Origin of the sequence: Helicobacter sp. (assembly GCF_029067145.1) — a bacterium.
GTDB lineage: Bacteria > Campylobacterota > Campylobacteria > Campylobacterales > Helicobacteraceae > Helicobacter_D.
The window spans coordinates 1-15,343 of record NZ_JAIEFA010000004.1; the positions used below are offsets into that span (position 1 = coordinate 1).

Sequence of the window (15,343 nt, forward strand, 5' to 3'; positions counted from 1 at the left end):
GCAAAACACAGAATCCACTCCCACCTATCTTACAAACTAGGTTCTGCAATGATACTAAACTCTAAAAGTCTATGGGGATATATGAGAATGCCTTATGTTTTATCTTATATCAAAGAATCTCATAGAAAAGAGATTGCAGAATATCAAGCAAAAGTTGCAAAGAATCCTAAATTAAAACTTCCTCCTTTAGAATCCTATACAGATTATAAACAAGCACTCAAAGAAAAAGAATGCTTTACTTATAAATTAGGACAAGCACTCATTACTGCAAATTCTGTGCGGGGGGGGGGCATTTACTACATTACTTGCTTATCTCAAATTCTTTCAAGAAGTGCGTAAGTTAAAGAAAGAGTTTAGGGAGAAAAGGAAATGAGATTCCACTGCGTCCTCACAAACAAAGCAAAGCGTGCAAATATAAGAATCTAACCTTAGCCATTTTATTGGAATTGAAGCAAGAAATTTGTATGATATATGCGGATTTAAGGTATCGGCTTTCTTAAAAAGGAGGCGATATGGCAGAAGTTATAATTGTTCTAGTTATTATACTCTTGCTCATTCTAGCCGTGAAAAGCTAGAGATAAGCATTAATAATTTCAACATTTTGATTTTATGCCACTTCCGCTTATAAAAGCCTTAAATCCCTTGCAAATCTAAAGCCACTTTAAGCGGGAGTGGTTTTAGTCTCAAAGCCCATTTTTCTTTAGTTTTTAGATTCTCTTGCCATTGAATATTTTTGATTGTTCGGATTATGGATTTGTGCAGTGCTACGAATCGCAAAAGATAATAGCGAGATTCCACATTATAGATTGCCACGAATCGCAAGCAATTCTCGCAAGGACAGAATCCGCACACAAGGACGCAGGCGATTTCTTACTAATCCAAAGCTTTATTCCAAGCTTTCTAGCATAGAGACAATGCTCTCCTCTAGGCTAAAAAGTGGTTTCCACCCTAAATTTTGAAGCTTGGAGGTATCCAAACTTCTTTCAAAAGGAGGCAAAAAAGCTGAAAGATTCGCCTTTTGGCATTGTTTGATTGGAATCTCTACACCTTTTTTGCTGCCTACTTTCTTTGCGATTTGCTTTGCAAGCTCCAAAATACTGATAAAAATGTTAGGATTTGCAAGATTGTAAATGCCTGTTGTGTTTTTGTCCAAAAGTCCTAATAAGATTCCGCTTGAAGCGTCAAAAACATCTAAATAATTGCGTTTCGTCTCCCCCTTTGTGAGCAGGGTAATTTCGCCTTTTTCTAAGGCTTGGTTCAAAAACGCCATATAGACGCGCTGGTCGTCTTTGCTCACTCCTGCCCCTATGACTTGACTTAAGCGCAAGATACAGACATTTAAGGAATATTGCGCCGCATAGGCAATCATTAAATGCTCGCACAATCGCTTAGCAGCAGGATAGCAGTTTCTAGGGTTTAGCACAGGAAGCGCGCCCAAATCCTCCTCACGCACATTTTTTCCTTGCGTCTCTCCATAGACTTCCATAGTGGATAAAAAAACGATTTTTTTGCTTTGATTCTTTCTTGCAAATTCCAATAAATCTTTCGTGTGCTGGTAAATTGTTTCTATTGTTTCCACAGGAAAATCCACGAAATATTGACTTTGCGTAGGCGAGGCGCAGCACAGGAGATAATCTATCTTTTCTAAGCATTCTTTGCAATCCTCAATGAAAATTAAAGAATCGCATTGAGAATTTGAAATACCCAAAGTCTGGAATCTTTCCAAAGCCCTTTTTTTGTCTCTTGTCGTGCAGTAGATTTTAATGTTTTTTGCATTGCACAAAAGAACGCCGATAAACATAGAGCCGACTAGCCCACTTCCGCCGCTGATAAGAAGCGTTTGATTCTCTAGGGCAGCAAAGTAATGTGCAAAGTTTTCTTTGAGCCTTAATGCGCCCTCTCTTAGAAGTCTCGCAGTCATTTTAGATTCCAAAAATATTTTCTACATCGCGCGTTTTCATAATGGATTCTATCAAATAATAATCCATTGGCGTGGTGAGCTTGACATTACAAACCGAACATTCTACAAAATGCAAGGAGATTCCATAGAAGTTTGCCATAGACGCGGTGTCAATGAAGTTTCGCTTTTCCTCTTTAGCGCGATGATGAATCCTTAAAATCTCCTCTAAAATAAAGCTTTGTGGGGCTTTTGCCACCATACATTCTTCTCTATCAAAAATCGTTTGGATTTCCTCCGCCTCGCCTTTAAGTGCAATGGTTTCATAGGTTTTTGAAGCACTAATTGCATTGCCGTGTTGCTCTACACAAGCAAGATTTTGGGTGATTTCCTCGTGCGTGATGAGAGGGCGGACGCCATCGTGGATTAAGACAATGTCGCGCGGATTTTTGGAATGTTTTTTAGCACATTGTAATCCCAAAAAGATAGATTCCTGTCCGCTTTCTCCACCGGGGATTATCTCTGCGACTTTGGAGATTTGGTATTTGGAAATTTCTGCTTGTAGTTTTGGGATATAAGATTCTAGGCAAACAACAAGGATTTTATCTATTTTGTGATGACTTTCAAAAATTTTCAAAGTATGGATAATCACAGGAATCCCGCCAATGGTTAAGAATTGCTTAGGGATTCCGCTTTTGTGGTTCATTCTTTGCCCTGTACCGCCTGCAAAAATTACAACAATGTTTTCCAAATTTTCCCTTATGATTTCTGTTAAATTAAAGCAATTTTAACATAAAATCTACTACTTTTGCGCTGGAATCTCCCTTGCAAGATTCCATATATTCTTCCCAAAGACGATGAGGCGTTGCTTGTTGCATTGCCAAAATCAATTCCTCTTGTGTGCAAGCGACATTTTCTCTGCCGACTAATTCCTCTGGCGTGCGATAAAGCGGGCGATTGGAAGCGAGATAATCCTCTAAATCCGGCACATAAAGTAGAATTTGGCGATGAAAAAATGCAAAATCAAAAACGATAGATGAATAATCGCTAATTAGCGCGTCGCTTATGCTTAAAATCCATTCTAATGGCTCATCGCTAACATTAATAAAGTTTTGATTGTCAAGTTTTAGGCTCGGGTGGCTTCGCACAATAATGACTTTGTCATTAAAAGTTTGGTTGATTTTCTGCACATCAAGCAGGATTTCTCCCGCACGCTTTTTGTGCGTTTCTCTAAAAGTTGGCGCATAGAGATAGATTTTTTTACCCTTTAATGCGGGATATTTTTGCAGAAATTCTTGCTTATTTTTTGTAAAATCCATTTGAAAGAACGGGTCTATTCTTGGAAGCCCAAAGCTCAAAATTTGGGATTCTTTGACGCCAAACATTCGCGCATAATCTGCCTTTAGCTTTTCATCTGAAATATTGACAAAGCTTGTATTTTTGTGAATCCTTTTTGCCCTTTTGAAGTCTTGCGCATTCTTAACAATATCAAACGCAACTTTCTTGTATAAGCCCCCGCCGTGCCAAAGCTGAATCACAATGCTATCCTTATCTAGCCTAAGATGAGATAAGAAAAAATTGCTTTGGTCTAGCAAAATGATTTTGGATTTTAAAAGTAAAAAGAGTGTTGGAAGTGATTTGTTGTTTTTACAGACTTTATAAGGAATCTTACGCAAATCAAGTGCGTTTTGAACGCAAGAAAGATTGGAATACGCAAGGCTTGTATTAGAAAAAACGAGCGTGATTCCGTCTTTTTTCACAAAAGAAAAAATAAAAACAAAGATTTTTAAAAATAAAGAAAGTAAATAAGGCAAGGGATTCTCTGAAATTTAGTTATAATTGTAGGAATGATTCCATAAAATACATAAATTTAGGCTTTAAGGAATGTTTCAAAATTATTATTTTTATAATCTTTTGCAAATTTTTACCACAAAAAATTTTAAGGGTTGGGGGCGCAAAAAAACAGGAAAATTTGCTGTAGTGTGCCATAGAATCTTTGGCGGAGATTTGACATTGCTTGAAGATGGTTTTGTCCGCTCACTCGGGCTTGGGGTGGAAAATTCCCCAAGTTTTAGCGTGGTAGAGGATAAGCTTGGAATCTATTATGACGCGACACGCCCTAGCACATTAGAAAATCTGCTCAACACCTATGATTTTGATTCTAACCCGCAACTTCTTGCGACTGCAAGGGAAGCAATGCGTCGCATTGTGCAGTATAATATTTCTAAGTATAATTGCTCCAAAATGCTTCCACAGGATTATTTTGCCAAAGATTCTGGCGCAAAAAGAATCTTGATTATCGCGCAGACGAATCACGATTCTAGCTTATTGTATGGTTATGGGGAAAGGTTTAGCACAAGTGAGATGATAGAGGCTGCATACAAAGAAAACAAAGGTGCAAAAATTTATCTCAAAATCCACCCCGATGTCCTAAGTGGCAAGCGGCAATCCGATATTCTTAAGCACGAGATTCCGCCCTTTTGTGAAGTGATAACGGAGGATTTTAATTCCCTTTCTTTGCTGAAATGTTTTGACAAAGTCTATACAAAAACTTCACAAATGGGCTTTGAAGCTTTGCTTGTAGGCTGTGAGTGTGTTTGCTTTGGAATGCCTTTTTATGCGGGTTGGGGGCTAACACAGGATAAACAAACTTGCGCAAGGCGGAATCGCAAACTAAGCTTAGAGGAGGTTTTTGCTGCAAGTTATATCCTCTATACGCGGTATTTTAATCCTATCTACAACCGCAAAAGCGATATTTTGGACACTTTAGAAACGATTAAAAATTATCGTTATGAAAGGAATCCCAAAAAGGCTTTTATGTTTGGATTCTCTCTTTGGAAGCACCATTTTATTTTTGGATATTCGCGCAAAAAGCCTAATTTTATTCAACCCTTTTTGAAAGAATTTCAACCGCAAAACATTCTTTTTATCAATCCTCTTTGGGCAAATGCTTTGGATTTAGCTTTGAAAAAAGGCTTAGATAAGGAAAGTGTGATTTTTGTTTGGGGCAGAAAGGAGTTTAGAGCAGTGGAATCCTATGCAAAGGCAAATGCGATTCCACTAGTTCGCGTAGAAGATGGCTTTATCCGCTCACTTGCTTTGGGTTCTGACCTCACACGCCCTTTTTCTTTGGTTTTTGATGATAGGGGGATTTATTTTGATTCTACCGCGCCAAGCAAACTAGAGGAGATTTTGCAAAATACGCAATTCTCGCACGAGATTTTGCAAGAGGCAAAGGATTTAAAAGAGCAAATCCTAAAGAAAAAAATCAGCAAATACAATATAGATTCTCACGCGATTCTTCATCTCCCGCAAGAGAAGCCAAAGATTCTTGTCGTTGGGCAGGTAGAAGATGACGCCTCAATTCGTTTTGGCGCGGCTGGGAGGACGAATCTTTCTTTGTTACAACAAGCAAGAGAGGAAAATCCGCAGAGTTATATCCTCTACAAGCCCCACCCCGATGTATTAAGCGGGAATCGCGCGGGGCATATCGCGCCGCAAATTGCATTAAAATATTGCGATGAGATTCTTGAGAATGTGAGTTTGCCCTCTGCGATAGAAGTCGTAGATGAGGTGCATACACTCACTTCGCTTAGCGGGTTTGAGGCTTTGTTGTATCGCAAAAGGGTGGTTACTTATGGAATGCCTTTTTATGCGGGTTGGGGGCTAACACAGGATAAACAAACTTGCGCAAGGCGGAATCGCAAACTAAGCTTAGAGGAATTGTTTTGCGGGGCGTATCTCCTCTATCCGCGCTATATCCACCCCAAAACACTAGAGCTTTGCGCGCCAAGCGTATTGGTAGAAGCGTTGGAGCAAGAGAGACAAAGGATTCAAAGGCATAAGTTTTATGCTTTTAAGATGCGGCTTTATTCTTTTGTTTCAAGGAAAGTACAAAGATTGTTGAGGGCATTGAAATAAAACCGCAAGGATTTTAAAGACTTTGCAATGGAATCTTTACAAGCGAGATTCTATCATTTAGATTGTCGCGTCATTTGCTTCGCTCATTTCTCGCAATGACGCAGTAGTAAATTGTTGCCACGAATCGCAAGAATGCGTTATTTTAAGATTCTAGGCAAAGTAATACCTTGTTGGTTTTGGTATTTGCCCTTTTTGTCTTTATAACTAACTTCACAAGGTGCGTCTCCCTCCAAAAACAACACTTGTGCGATTCCCTCGTTTGCATAGATTTTTGCAGGAAGCGGCGTGGTGTTGCTAATCTCAATCGTAATATGCCCTTCAAATTCTGGCTCAAAAGGTGTAACATTGACGATAATTCCACACCGCGCATAAGTGCTTTTCCCTAAACAAATAGCTAAAATATTACGTGGAATCTTAAAGTATTCAATCGTTCTTGCAAGTGCAAAGGAGTTGGGCGGCACGATACATACATCGCCGACAAAATCTACTACATTTGCCGCGTCAAAATTCTTTGGATCTACCACCATTGCATTAATGTTAGTAAAAATCTTAAACTCATTGCTTACGCGAATATCATAACCATAGCTTGATAATCCAAAACTCACCACGCCTTGCCCCACTTGATTTTCGCAAAAGGGTTCAATCATCGCGTATTTTTGTGCCATTTCACGAATCCATCGGTCTTCTTTTAGTCCCATTTGATTCCTTATTTATTTTTTAAATTAAATTATGATATTATAACAGATTAAATAAACAAAATTCTTTGGAAAGTCCAAAGGAATTTGGGAATCTATTTCAAAAAGGCTTAAGAATGAATTTTAAAGAGATAAAAGAGCTCATAGAAATCTTTGACGCAAGCAATCTGAATCGTCTTAGTATTTCACAAGAAAATTCAACCATTAAACTTCAAAAAGGGCAAAATTGCGCAACAGCAGTGGTTGTAGAATCGCAAAATGCTCCGGTTAGCGCGACTTTGCAAGCCCCACAAAGCCTTCCACAAATCGCCCCTGTCGCTTCTGCTCCCGCTGCGCCAGTTTTAGCAGGAGAGACGATAAATTCTCCAATGGTCGGCACATTTTATCGTTGTCCTTCGCCCGATACTCCCGCATATGTGAATGCAGGAGATAAAGTCAAAAAAGGGCAAACATTGGGAATCATTGAGGCGATGAAAATTATGAATGAGATTGAAGCAGAGTTTGATTGCGTTATCAAAGAGATTATTCCAAGCGACGCAACACCTGTGGAATACAATTCTCCCTTGTTTGTGGTGGAGAGAATCTAATGCAAGAAACACCAAAAGAAATCCATACCATTTTAATTGCGAATCGCGGAGAAATTGCCTTAAGGGCGATTCGCACGATTAAAGAAATGGGAAAAAAAGCCATTGCGGTATATTCCACAGCGGATAAAGACGCGCATTATTTGGATTTAGCAGACGCGAAGGTCTGTATTGGAGGGGATAAATCAAGCGAGAGTTATCTCAATATTCCAGCCATTATTTCGGCTGCGGAGCTCTTTAATGCAGACGCAATTTTTCCCGGATATGGATTTTTGAGTGAGAATCAAAATTTCGTTGAAATTTGCAAGCACCACAAAATAGAGTTTATAGGACCAAATCCTGATGTAATGGCGTTAATGAGCGACAAAAGCAAGGCAAAAGAAGTAATGAAAAATGCAGGTGTGCCTGTGATTCCGGGTAGTGATGGCGCGGTTTCCTCTAAAGAAGAAGCCTTGAATCTTGCTAAAGAAATCGGCTATCCTGTGATTTTAAAAGCTGCAGCAGGAGGCGGTGGGCGCGGTATGCGTATTGTAGAAAAAGAAGAAAATATGTTCAATGCCTATCTTGCTGCTGAAAGCGAAGCAATTAGTGCGTTTGGCGATGGCACAATTTATATGGAAAAATTCATTGACCAGCCAAAACACATTGAAGTGCAGATTCTTGCAGATAAACACGGAAATGTTTTACATGTAGGCGAGAGGGATTGTTCATTGCAACGACGACACCAAAAGCTCATTGAAGAATCTCCCGCCCCGACATTAGAGCCAAAAACGCGTGAGAAATTGTTACAAACTGCCATTACTGCGACAAAAGCGATAAAATATGTTGGCGCAGGCACTTATGAGTTTTTGCTAGATTCCAATCAAAACTTTTATTTTATGGAGATGAATACGCGCTTGCAAGTAGAACACCCTGTAAGCGAGCTAGTTAGTGGGCTAGATATTATTGAGCTGATGATTAGAATCGCAGAGGGGCAGAGTTTGCCCAAGCAAGAGGAAATCCATTTCAAAGGTTGTGCAATGGAATGTAGAATCACAGCAGAAGACCCTGTGAAATTTTATCCTTCAGCAGGTAAAATTACGAAATGGATTGCGCCCGGTGGCGGTAATGTGCGTCTTGATACGCACGCGTATGCGGGCTATGTTGTGCCAATGTTTTATGATTCTATGATTGGCAAGCTGATTGTATGGGGCAAGAATCGCAAAGAAGCAATTGCGAGAATGTCGCGTGCTTTAGATGAGTTTTGCATTGAGGGAATCAAAACAACGATTGCTTTTCATCAAGAAATGATGAAAAACGAGGATTTCAAGAGAGGAGTGATTCACACGAAGTATTTAGAGCAGAAAATGGCAAATAAAGCAGAAAAGAAGTAAAAGTGGAATGGAAAATGCTTGTAATTTTGAAAATATTGCAAGGAAGCAATCTAACGATTTAAGGAGAGAAAATGAAAATCGGAAATACACAAGTTGCAAATGAAAGTTTGATTAGCCTAAATAAAGCAAAAGAGAATGAAAAAGATGCGTTAAAGAAAATCTCATCTCCTCGTCCATTAGAAGCGACAGATGGTGCGAGTTTGGCTTTGGCAAATGCGCTTTTATCTCAAGCAAACTCAATGTCTCAGGGAATCCGTAATGCAAATGACGCGCTCGGCGTAATGCAAATTGCAGACGCGACACTTTCTAACATTACAGATTCTGCGATTCGTATGAATGAACTTTCTGTGGCTTTGGGAAATCCTGCATTGAATAATGAACAAAGGGCAATGATTGAAAGCGAAGCAAATGCATTAACTCAAGCAATGAGCGACGCAACAAGTCAAGCAGTTTTTAATGGTAGAAATGTTTTTAGCGGACAAATGAGTTTTGTAACCGGCAATGGAACAGAAAGTATCAATATGCAAGCCCCCAATGTTTCAGGCTTGAATGTCAATAATCAACAAAGCATTTTGGATTTTATTAACAATGTTAATATGAGCCGTGCAGACATTGGTTCTGCAATGAATGGAATCCAATCTGGCGTGAATGCAAGTATGAATACTGTGGTAAATCTAAAAGCTGCGGAGGGTGGATTGATGAAAGATGATTTAGCGGAAAATTACAATCAATTAAATTCTGCGAAACTAAGAGAAAATGCTTCTCTTTATGTTGCGTCTTTTAATGCACAATATTTGCAAAGTCGCTTAGACGCATTGCTTGGCTAATTGATTTTTCTTAAGCTTCACGGATAATCTTCTTAAATATGTAAAAGCAAAGAGATTCTCCTTTCTCTTTGTGTTTTTATTTCTCCTTAAAATAATTTAAAAACGATGGGTTATATCTTGTGTTTAAAATCATTGCTTTTATGGTAAGATTCTGCTTTTAAGTGTCCCCATATAAAAGGATTTTTAATGTTTTTTAGCAAATATTCTGCAAGTGGTAATGATTTTATTCTCACGCATACTTTTGGCACTCAAAAACGCGCATTTGACAAACTCGCACAAAAGATTTGCAATCGTCATCAAGGCGTTGGCGCAGATGGCTTGATTATCTTAAAGCCGCATTTGGAATATGATTTTGAATGGGAGTTTTATAATTGCGATGGCAGTATCGCGCAAATGTGCGGAAATGGGAGTCGTGCCGCGGCAATGTATGCGTATCATCAAGGAATCGCAGGCGAAAGACAAAGCTTCCTAACGCTCGCAGGTGTCATTAATGTAACGATAGAAAATAATAAGGCGGAGAGTGCGTTAAGCGGCGTGAAAGTTTTGCAAGAAAATATCTGTGAATTGGACAATACTTGGGCGTTGATTGATACAGGAGTGCCGCATTTGGTTTGCGAGAAAAAGAATGCACTAAGCAAGGAGGATTTGCGCTCTTTGCGCCACAAATATAATGCAAATGTCAATGTAGCGGAAGTTTTGCAAGATAGAGTGATAGCACGCACTTTTGAACGCGGAGTAGAAGATGAAACGCTTGCGTGTGGCACGGGAATGGCAGCAATGTTTTATTATCTGTTTTCTCAAGCTAAGATTCCAAATCCTTGTCTCTTTAATCCTGCAAGCGGGGAGGAAGTGTTTGTAAGAGAAAGCGAGGGAAAATTACTTTTAAAGGGTGAAGTGCATAAAATTTGTGATTTTGCAATATAGAATCCTACAAAGTTAGACTTGCGCCCGCGATTCCATTTGTCGTCCTTGCTGGCGCAGTGGTAATTTGTTTAAACTTTTGGTATGATTTTGAAAATTTTATTCTTAAGGAAATATTGTGAGTTTTTGTATTTTATTTGGTGGAAAGTCCTACGAACACGAAATTAGTATCGTTAGCGCGATTGCTCTAAAGAAATTATTACCGCAAGTGAAGTATTTTGTTTTTTTGGACACTTTGCATAATTTTTATTTGATTCCAATACAAAATATGCAATCTAAATTTTTCAGCTCTAAAGAATACACAAAAGCACAAAAAATTTACCCCAAAAAAGACGGATTTTATCTACGCACGCTTTTTGGAGAAAAGCCTCTTAATCTACCGATTCTTATTAATCTTATCCACGGAGGAGACGGAGAGGACGGAAGTGTAGCGAGTTTGCTAGACTTTTATGGGATTCCTTATATTGGTCCGCGCAATCCCGCGTGTGTGTTAAGCTTTGATAAGGAGCTAACGAAGTTGCTAGCCAAAGGTCGTGGGGTTTTGAGCCTTGAATATCGTGTGCTGTATCGCGATATGCCTATACCGAAGGATTTAACTTTCCCATTGATTATTAAACCCGCTAGACTTGGAAGTTCTATTGGAATTAGCATTGTAGAATCGCAAGAAAAACTACAATATGCACTAGAATCTGCTTTTGAATTTGATGAAAAAGTCCTTATTGAGCCTTTTATAGAGGGAATCAAAGAGTATAATTTGGCGGGTTTTAAGTCCAAAGAGGGAATGCGGTTTTCTTTTGTGGAAGAGCCAGAAAAAAAGAAATTTTTAGATTTTGAAAAAAAATATTTGGATTTTTCACGCACAGGCAATGCAAAAGAGGCAGAAATTAGCGAGGAATTGAAGCTAGCTTTGCAAGAGAATTTCAGCAAACTTTATGAAAATTTGTTTGAAGGAGCTTTGATTCGTTGTGATTTTTTTGTCAAGGACAATCAATGCTATTTAAATGAAATTAATCCGATTCCGGGAAGCCTTGCAAATTATCTCTTTAAAGACTTTCAAGAATCCCTAAGCCAGCTTTCTAAAGCACTTCCAAAACCCAGTGAAATCAAAGTTGCCTATGAGTTTTTACATCAAATTCAATTTGCAAAAGGCAAATAATGGCGCAAAAAAGATTGGATTATAAAGGGCAGAGTTTCTCCCTCTCGTATGAGATATTAGAATCCCAAAATCTTTCCGCTCCCACACTTGTGATTTTGCACGGTTGGGGTGCTAGTAAAGCTCTGATGAAACAAGCTTTTAGTGGGTTTTTTAAGGATTTTAAACATTGTTATGTGGATATGCCCGGATTTGGAAATTCTCCCACCCCACCTTTTGCGCTGAATACCTACGACTATGCCGAGATTTTAAAAAGTTTTTTAGGGCAACTTTCCCTGATTCCTAGCCATTGTAGCATTATGGGGCATAGTTTTGGCGGGAAAGTCGCGACTTTGTTAGAGCCTAAAGAATTAATTTTGCTAAGCAGTGCAGGGATTCAAATGCCAAAAAGCTTTAAAGTGCGATGTAAAATTGCACTTGCTAAATCTTTGAATCGGTTTGCGCCAAGATTAAGCAGAATCTTTAAGCAATTCTTGCGTTCAAAAGATGTAGAAAATATGGACGAAGTGATGTATCAGACTTTTAAAAATGTTGTAGATGAGGATTTTACAAGTGTATTTGCAGATTTTAAGAATCCGTGTTATATTTTTTGGGGAGAAAGAGACCTTGCCACACCTTTAAAATCGGGCGAACAAATCCACACATTGATACCAGATTCTAAATTTTTTGTTTTAGAGGGCGACCATTTTTTCTTTTTGAAAGGCGCAAAAGAGATTGAAAAACTTTATTTAAACATTAAAAAATAAATAAAATTTATCTAAAATTCGCTAAAATTGCACAATTTTTTATTTCAAGGATTCTTTTTTGCAAAGCATTGATATTTTCATTATGGCAACGCGTTGGATTTTTCTTATCGCATTAGGTTACTATGTGATGATAAATCTTCAATGGTATCATTACAAGATTATGCGCGTATTGTTTAGGCATCATAAGCAGAAATGGCATTTGTTTTATTTCGTGCTTCCTGTTATTTATTTTATTTTAATACCGAATAATCTTTATTGTTATATTGGATTGTATCTTTATGTTATTTTGCTAGGTGTATGGATTTTTTATTTGAGCAAACGATTGGTTTTGACAAGTAGGGTTCTGCGATTTTTCGGGTTATACATTGCCTTTATTTTATTTAATGAATTATTGCTTTTAAAAGTTGAAGAATATTCTATCTTAATTCAAATTGTCTATCTCTTCCCGCTTTTTATTTCTATTACTCTTTCTTCTTTGATAGAAAGAATTCTGCTTAATCGTTACAAAAAACTTGCTTTAGATAAACTAGATAGTATGCCAAACCTTACAATCATAGCAGTTACAGGGAGCTATGGTAAAACAAGTTTAAAAAACTTTTTGTTTCAAATGTTGCAGGAGAGTTTTAAAGTTTATGCGACACCAAGAAGCGTCAATACACTCACAGGAATCATTGCAGATATTAATCAAAATCTTTCCCCATTAACAGATATTTACATCGTAGAAGCAGGTGCTAGGGGTGCAGGCGATATTAAGGAGATTGTGGATTTGCTTTCTCCACAGGTTGCAGTTGTTGGAAAAATCGGTGAAGCACATATTGAGTATTTTAAAAGCATAGAAAATATTTATAGTGCAAAATATGAAATTTTAGAGAGTAAGGAGTTAAGACGGGCTTATATCTATGAGGGCAACATTCAGCCAAGCTATTGTCCTGTGAGGATTGTTAATTTTCCTAAAAATGCAAGTGAAATAGTCGCAACGCTTGAGGGAACAAGCTTTGTTCTTAAAGTTGATGGTAAGAAATTAGAATTTAAAACGCGTATTTTAGGTGCGTTTAATGTGATTAATATTAGTGCGGCGATTGCGGTTGCAAAGGATTTGGGCGTCAGTGATGAACATTTGATAAAACGAGTGCAAAAGCTAGAACCCATCAATCACCGCTTAAGCAAGATTATTGTGAATGAAAAGATTATTTTAGATGATAGTTATAATGGAAATCTTGATGGAATGCTTGAAGCGATTCGTCTTTCGTCTTTGCATAAGGGCAAGAAAATCATTGTAACGCCGGGTCTTGTAGAAAGCTCTAAAGAAGCAAATACCCAATTAGCTGAAGCTATTAGTGAAGTGTTTGATTTGGCAATTATTACAGGAGAACTTAATTCTAAATTGTTGCGCAAACATATTCGCAAGCCTCAAAAAATCGTTCTTAAGGACAAGGCACACATTGAGCATATTTTAAAGACAACCACAGATAGTGGCAATTTGATTCTTTTTGCTAATGACGCACCAAGCTATATTTAAAGGGTGAGAGGATACAACGAATGGAGCATTTGTATGCACCTTGGAGAAGTGGGTATTTCAAAGATAAAAGCACAGAGTGTGTATTTTGCGCAATTTCTAAAGGAGATTCTCCTCTAAATGCAGAATCCAAATCTCTCTGTGAGGGTAGGGATTCCACTGCGCTGCAAGAAGCCGACTTTGTCAATCACGTTTTTTATCGTGATGATAAAGTCTTTTGTGTGATGAATAAGTTTCCCTACACACCCGGACATTTTTTGATTATTCCCCATACACATATCCCTTCGCCGGAGGCTTTAGATGTAGAAATTTGGCTACAAATGCAAAGAATTGCACAAAAAGGTGTCGCACTTTTAAAAGAGTTTGGTGCGCAAGGAGTGAATCTAGGAATGAATATTGAACGTGCGGGAGGTGCTGGGATACCAGAACATCTACATCTACATTTGATTCCACGTTTCATTGGGGATACAAATTTCTTTACAACGATTGGCGATTCTCGTGCCTATGGAGTGGATTTTGATGAGATTTTCCAACGCATTTGTGAGTTGTCTCAAAAACTTTTAAGATGAGTAAATTAACTTTTAAAGGAGAAGTAATGGATAGAATTGCAGCGACTACTTTAGGTTTTTGCTTGATTGTTTGCAGTATTGTGTTTGGTGTGGGTGCGAACCTTGCCGTGAAAGAATTTCGCGCAGGTGAGCGTAGTGTAGTTGTCAAAGGCTTGAGTGAGCAAGAAGTATTCGCAGATGTGATGATTTTACCCCTTAGATTTCGTCTTGCAAACAACGACTTGCACGCGCTTTATACTGAAGTAGAGCGCAATTCTCAAAAAATTGTGGAATTTTTAGAGAAAATGGGGTTTGAGAAAAGCGAGATTACAATCGGTTCGCCCAATATTACCGATAAGCTTAGCAATGATTATGCGGACGATAGAAGGGTAACTTATCGTTATTCTGGCAGCGGTGAGGTGATTTTATACACAAAGCAAGTGGAACTTGGGCGAGAAGTATTTGGACGCATTACAGAGCTTGGACAAGAGGGAATCGCAATCAACATTAATACTTATGATGTAGAATATAGTTATACGCAACTCAATTCCATTAAGCCGCAAATGATTGAAGAATCTACACTCAATGCAAGAGAGGCTGCACAGAAGTTTGCTAAAGATTCTAATAGTAAGCTTGGCGGAATCAAACGCGCAACACAAGGGCAGTTTAGTATTAGCAACCGAGACCAAAATACGAGACACATTAAGAATGTGCGCGTCGTTTCTACGATAGAGTATTATTTGGAGGATTAACCTCCTATCCTTGCGACTCCCAACCCAACACCACTAAAGGAATCCCTAATGTATTGCACTTCCAACACAATGTTTAATCCCCATTCAGCCAAAGAAAGAATAAAAAATCATTTAGCTTATAAACTAGGTTTAGTCTTAATAGAATATGGCAAACAAAGAAAAGGAATCCCAAACAACCCCCTCTTTCTTAATGAGGATTTGCTTTCTAATCCTCAATCCTTCCAAACCAATACAATCCATAAAACCACAACAACAAACTCTCCTATTGTTTCTAATTCTCAAGAATCTATTTCTGTGCGGGGGGGGGGGGGTATTGAACAGTATTAAGATTCCTTTTATCTTTTTATTTTTTTAAAACTTCTATTAACAATATTGAAAAAAAAACAATCCAATAAAAAACAAAACCAATA

The 15,343-nt window shown here is 38.2% G+C and carries 16 protein-coding genes and 1 pseudogene; 12 read left to right on the forward strand and 5 right to left on the reverse strand.

The features are described 5' to 3' along the window. Positions 1-339: pseudogene (locus tag K2N75_RS00170) on the forward strand (alpha-2,3-sialyltransferase); the annotation flags it as partial. 294 nt (positions 340-633) lie between these two features. On the opposite strand, the gene K2N75_RS00175 reads toward K2N75_RS00170, so the two are convergent. The 4 genes from K2N75_RS00175 to K2N75_RS00190 all read right to left on the reverse strand — a co-directional run bounded on the left by K2N75_RS00175 (position 634) and on the right by K2N75_RS00190 (position 3,711). Continuing rightward, complete coding sequence (locus K2N75_RS00175) at positions 634-813, reverse strand: hypothetical protein (protein ID WP_297680930.1); 180 nt, start codon at positions 811-813, stop codon at positions 634-636. Between the two features lie 73 nt (positions 814-886). Beyond that, the gene (locus K2N75_RS00180; protein WP_297680928.1) at positions 887-1,921 is read right to left on the reverse strand and encodes an NAD(P)-dependent oxidoreductase; all 1,035 of its coding nucleotides are present in this window, start codon (positions 1,919-1,921) and stop codon (positions 887-889) included. Position 1,922: 1 nt separating this feature from the next. After that, on the reverse strand, positions 1,923-2,648 hold the full coding sequence (locus K2N75_RS00185) for an IspD/TarI family cytidylyltransferase (RefSeq protein ID WP_297680926.1): 726 nt from the start codon (positions 2,646-2,648) through the stop codon (positions 1,923-1,925). 25 nt (positions 2,649-2,673) lie between these two features. Further along, complete coding sequence (locus K2N75_RS00190; RefSeq protein WP_297680924.1) at positions 2,674-3,711, reverse strand: CDP-glycerol glycerophosphotransferase family protein; 1,038 nt, start codon at positions 3,709-3,711, stop codon at positions 2,674-2,676. 70 nt (positions 3,712-3,781) lie between these two features. On the opposite strand from K2N75_RS00190, the gene K2N75_RS00195 reads away from it, so the two are divergent. After that, positions 3,782-5,818 carry a capsular polysaccharide biosynthesis protein gene (locus tag K2N75_RS00195; protein ID WP_297680922.1) on the forward strand — a complete coding sequence of 679 codons (2,037 nt, stop codon included), beginning with the start codon at positions 3,782-3,784 and terminating at the stop codon, positions 5,816-5,818. Positions 5,819-5,955: 137 nt separating this feature from the next. Here the strand turns inward: K2N75_RS00195 and dcd are convergent, their stop codons facing one another. Further along, on the reverse strand, positions 5,956-6,516 hold the full coding sequence (dcd, locus tag K2N75_RS00200; RefSeq protein ID WP_115552284.1) for a dCTP deaminase: 561 nt from the start codon (positions 6,514-6,516) through the stop codon (positions 5,956-5,958). A gap of 113 nt (positions 6,517-6,629) precedes the next feature. On the opposite strand from dcd, the gene accB reads away from it, so the two are divergent. From accB to K2N75_RS00250, 10 genes are all read left to right on the forward strand, one after another. Next, the gene (gene accB, locus K2N75_RS00205) at positions 6,630-7,100 is read left to right on the forward strand and encodes an acetyl-CoA carboxylase biotin carboxyl carrier protein (protein WP_297680920.1); all 471 of its coding nucleotides are present in this window, start codon (positions 6,630-6,632) and stop codon (positions 7,098-7,100) included. Next, complete coding sequence (locus K2N75_RS00210; RefSeq protein WP_297680932.1) at positions 7,100-8,470, forward strand: acetyl-CoA carboxylase biotin carboxylase subunit; 1,371 nt, start codon at positions 7,100-7,102, stop codon at positions 8,468-8,470. Before accB ends, K2N75_RS00210 begins: the two co-directional genes overlap by 1 nt. A gap of 71 nt (positions 8,471-8,541) precedes the next feature. Further along, positions 8,542-9,297 (forward strand): flagellin, encoded by a 756-nt coding sequence (locus K2N75_RS00215; RefSeq protein ID WP_297680919.1) that lies wholly within the window; start codon positions 8,542-8,544, stop codon positions 9,295-9,297. A 186-nt stretch (positions 9,298-9,483) separates the two neighbouring features. Next, positions 9,484-10,221 carry a diaminopimelate epimerase gene (gene dapF / locus K2N75_RS00220; RefSeq protein WP_297680917.1) on the forward strand — a complete coding sequence of 246 codons (738 nt, stop codon included), beginning with the start codon at positions 9,484-9,486 and terminating at the stop codon, positions 10,219-10,221. A 115-nt stretch (positions 10,222-10,336) separates the two neighbouring features. Further along, positions 10,337-11,374: a D-alanine--D-alanine ligase gene (locus K2N75_RS00225; protein WP_297680915.1), complete on the forward strand. Its 1,038-nt coding sequence runs from the start codon at positions 10,337-10,339 to the stop codon at positions 11,372-11,374. Then, a complete protein-coding gene (locus K2N75_RS00230) occupies positions 11,374-12,117 on the forward strand; it encodes an alpha/beta hydrolase (protein ID WP_297680914.1) in 744 nt (247 codons plus the stop codon). Before K2N75_RS00225 ends, K2N75_RS00230 begins: the two co-directional genes overlap by 1 nt. Positions 12,118-12,175: 58 nt before the next feature. After that, a complete protein-coding gene (murF, locus tag K2N75_RS00235; RefSeq protein WP_297680912.1) occupies positions 12,176-13,636 on the forward strand; it encodes a UDP-N-acetylmuramoyl-tripeptide--D-alanyl-D-alanine ligase in 1,461 nt (486 codons plus the stop codon). A 20-nt stretch (positions 13,637-13,656) separates the two neighbouring features. Beyond that, complete coding sequence (locus K2N75_RS00240) at positions 13,657-14,202, forward strand: HIT domain-containing protein (RefSeq protein WP_297680910.1); 546 nt, start codon at positions 13,657-13,659, stop codon at positions 14,200-14,202. 26 nt (positions 14,203-14,228) lie between these two features. After that, the gene (locus K2N75_RS00245) at positions 14,229-14,933 is read left to right on the forward strand and encodes an SIMPL domain-containing protein (protein WP_297680908.1); all 705 of its coding nucleotides are present in this window, start codon (positions 14,229-14,231) and stop codon (positions 14,931-14,933) included. A gap of 48 nt (positions 14,934-14,981) precedes the next feature. Beyond that, positions 14,982-15,260 (forward strand): hypothetical protein, encoded by a 279-nt coding sequence (locus tag K2N75_RS00250; RefSeq protein WP_297680906.1) that lies wholly within the window; start codon positions 14,982-14,984, stop codon positions 15,258-15,260. The last annotated feature ends 83 nt before the right edge of the window (positions 15,261-15,343 follow it).

Coding starts and splice junctions, on each gene's coding strand:
- K2N75_RS00195 (WP_297680922.1), top strand. CDS start 3,782: ATGTTTCAAAATTATTATTTTTATAATCTTTTGCAAATTTTTACCACA.
- K2N75_RS00240 (WP_297680910.1), top strand. CDS start 13,657: ATGGAGCATTTGTATGCACCTTGGAGAAGTGGGTATTTCAAAGATAAA.
- accB (WP_297680920.1), top strand. CDS start 6,630: ATGAATTTTAAAGAGATAAAAGAGCTCATAGAAATCTTTGACGCAAGC.
- K2N75_RS00180 (WP_297680928.1), bottom strand. CDS start 1,921: ATGACTGCGAGACTTCTAAGAGAGGGCGCATTAAGGCTCAAAGAAAAC.
- K2N75_RS00245 (WP_297680908.1), top strand. CDS start 14,229: ATGGATAGAATTGCAGCGACTACTTTAGGTTTTTGCTTGATTGTTTGC.
- K2N75_RS00250 (WP_297680906.1), top strand. CDS start 14,982: ATGTATTGCACTTCCAACACAATGTTTAATCCCCATTCAGCCAAAGAA.
- K2N75_RS00230 (WP_297680914.1), top strand. CDS start 11,374: ATGGCGCAAAAAAGATTGGATTATAAAGGGCAGAGTTTCTCCCTCTCG.
- K2N75_RS00215 (WP_297680919.1), top strand. CDS start 8,542: ATGAAAATCGGAAATACACAAGTTGCAAATGAAAGTTTGATTAGCCTA.
- K2N75_RS00210 (WP_297680932.1), top strand. CDS start 7,100: ATGCAAGAAACACCAAAAGAAATCCATACCATTTTAATTGCGAATCGC.
- dcd (WP_115552284.1), bottom strand. CDS start 6,516: ATGGGACTAAAAGAAGACCGATGGATTCGTGAAATGGCACAAAAATAC.
- dapF (WP_297680917.1), top strand. CDS start 9,484: ATGTTTTTTAGCAAATATTCTGCAAGTGGTAATGATTTTATTCTCACG.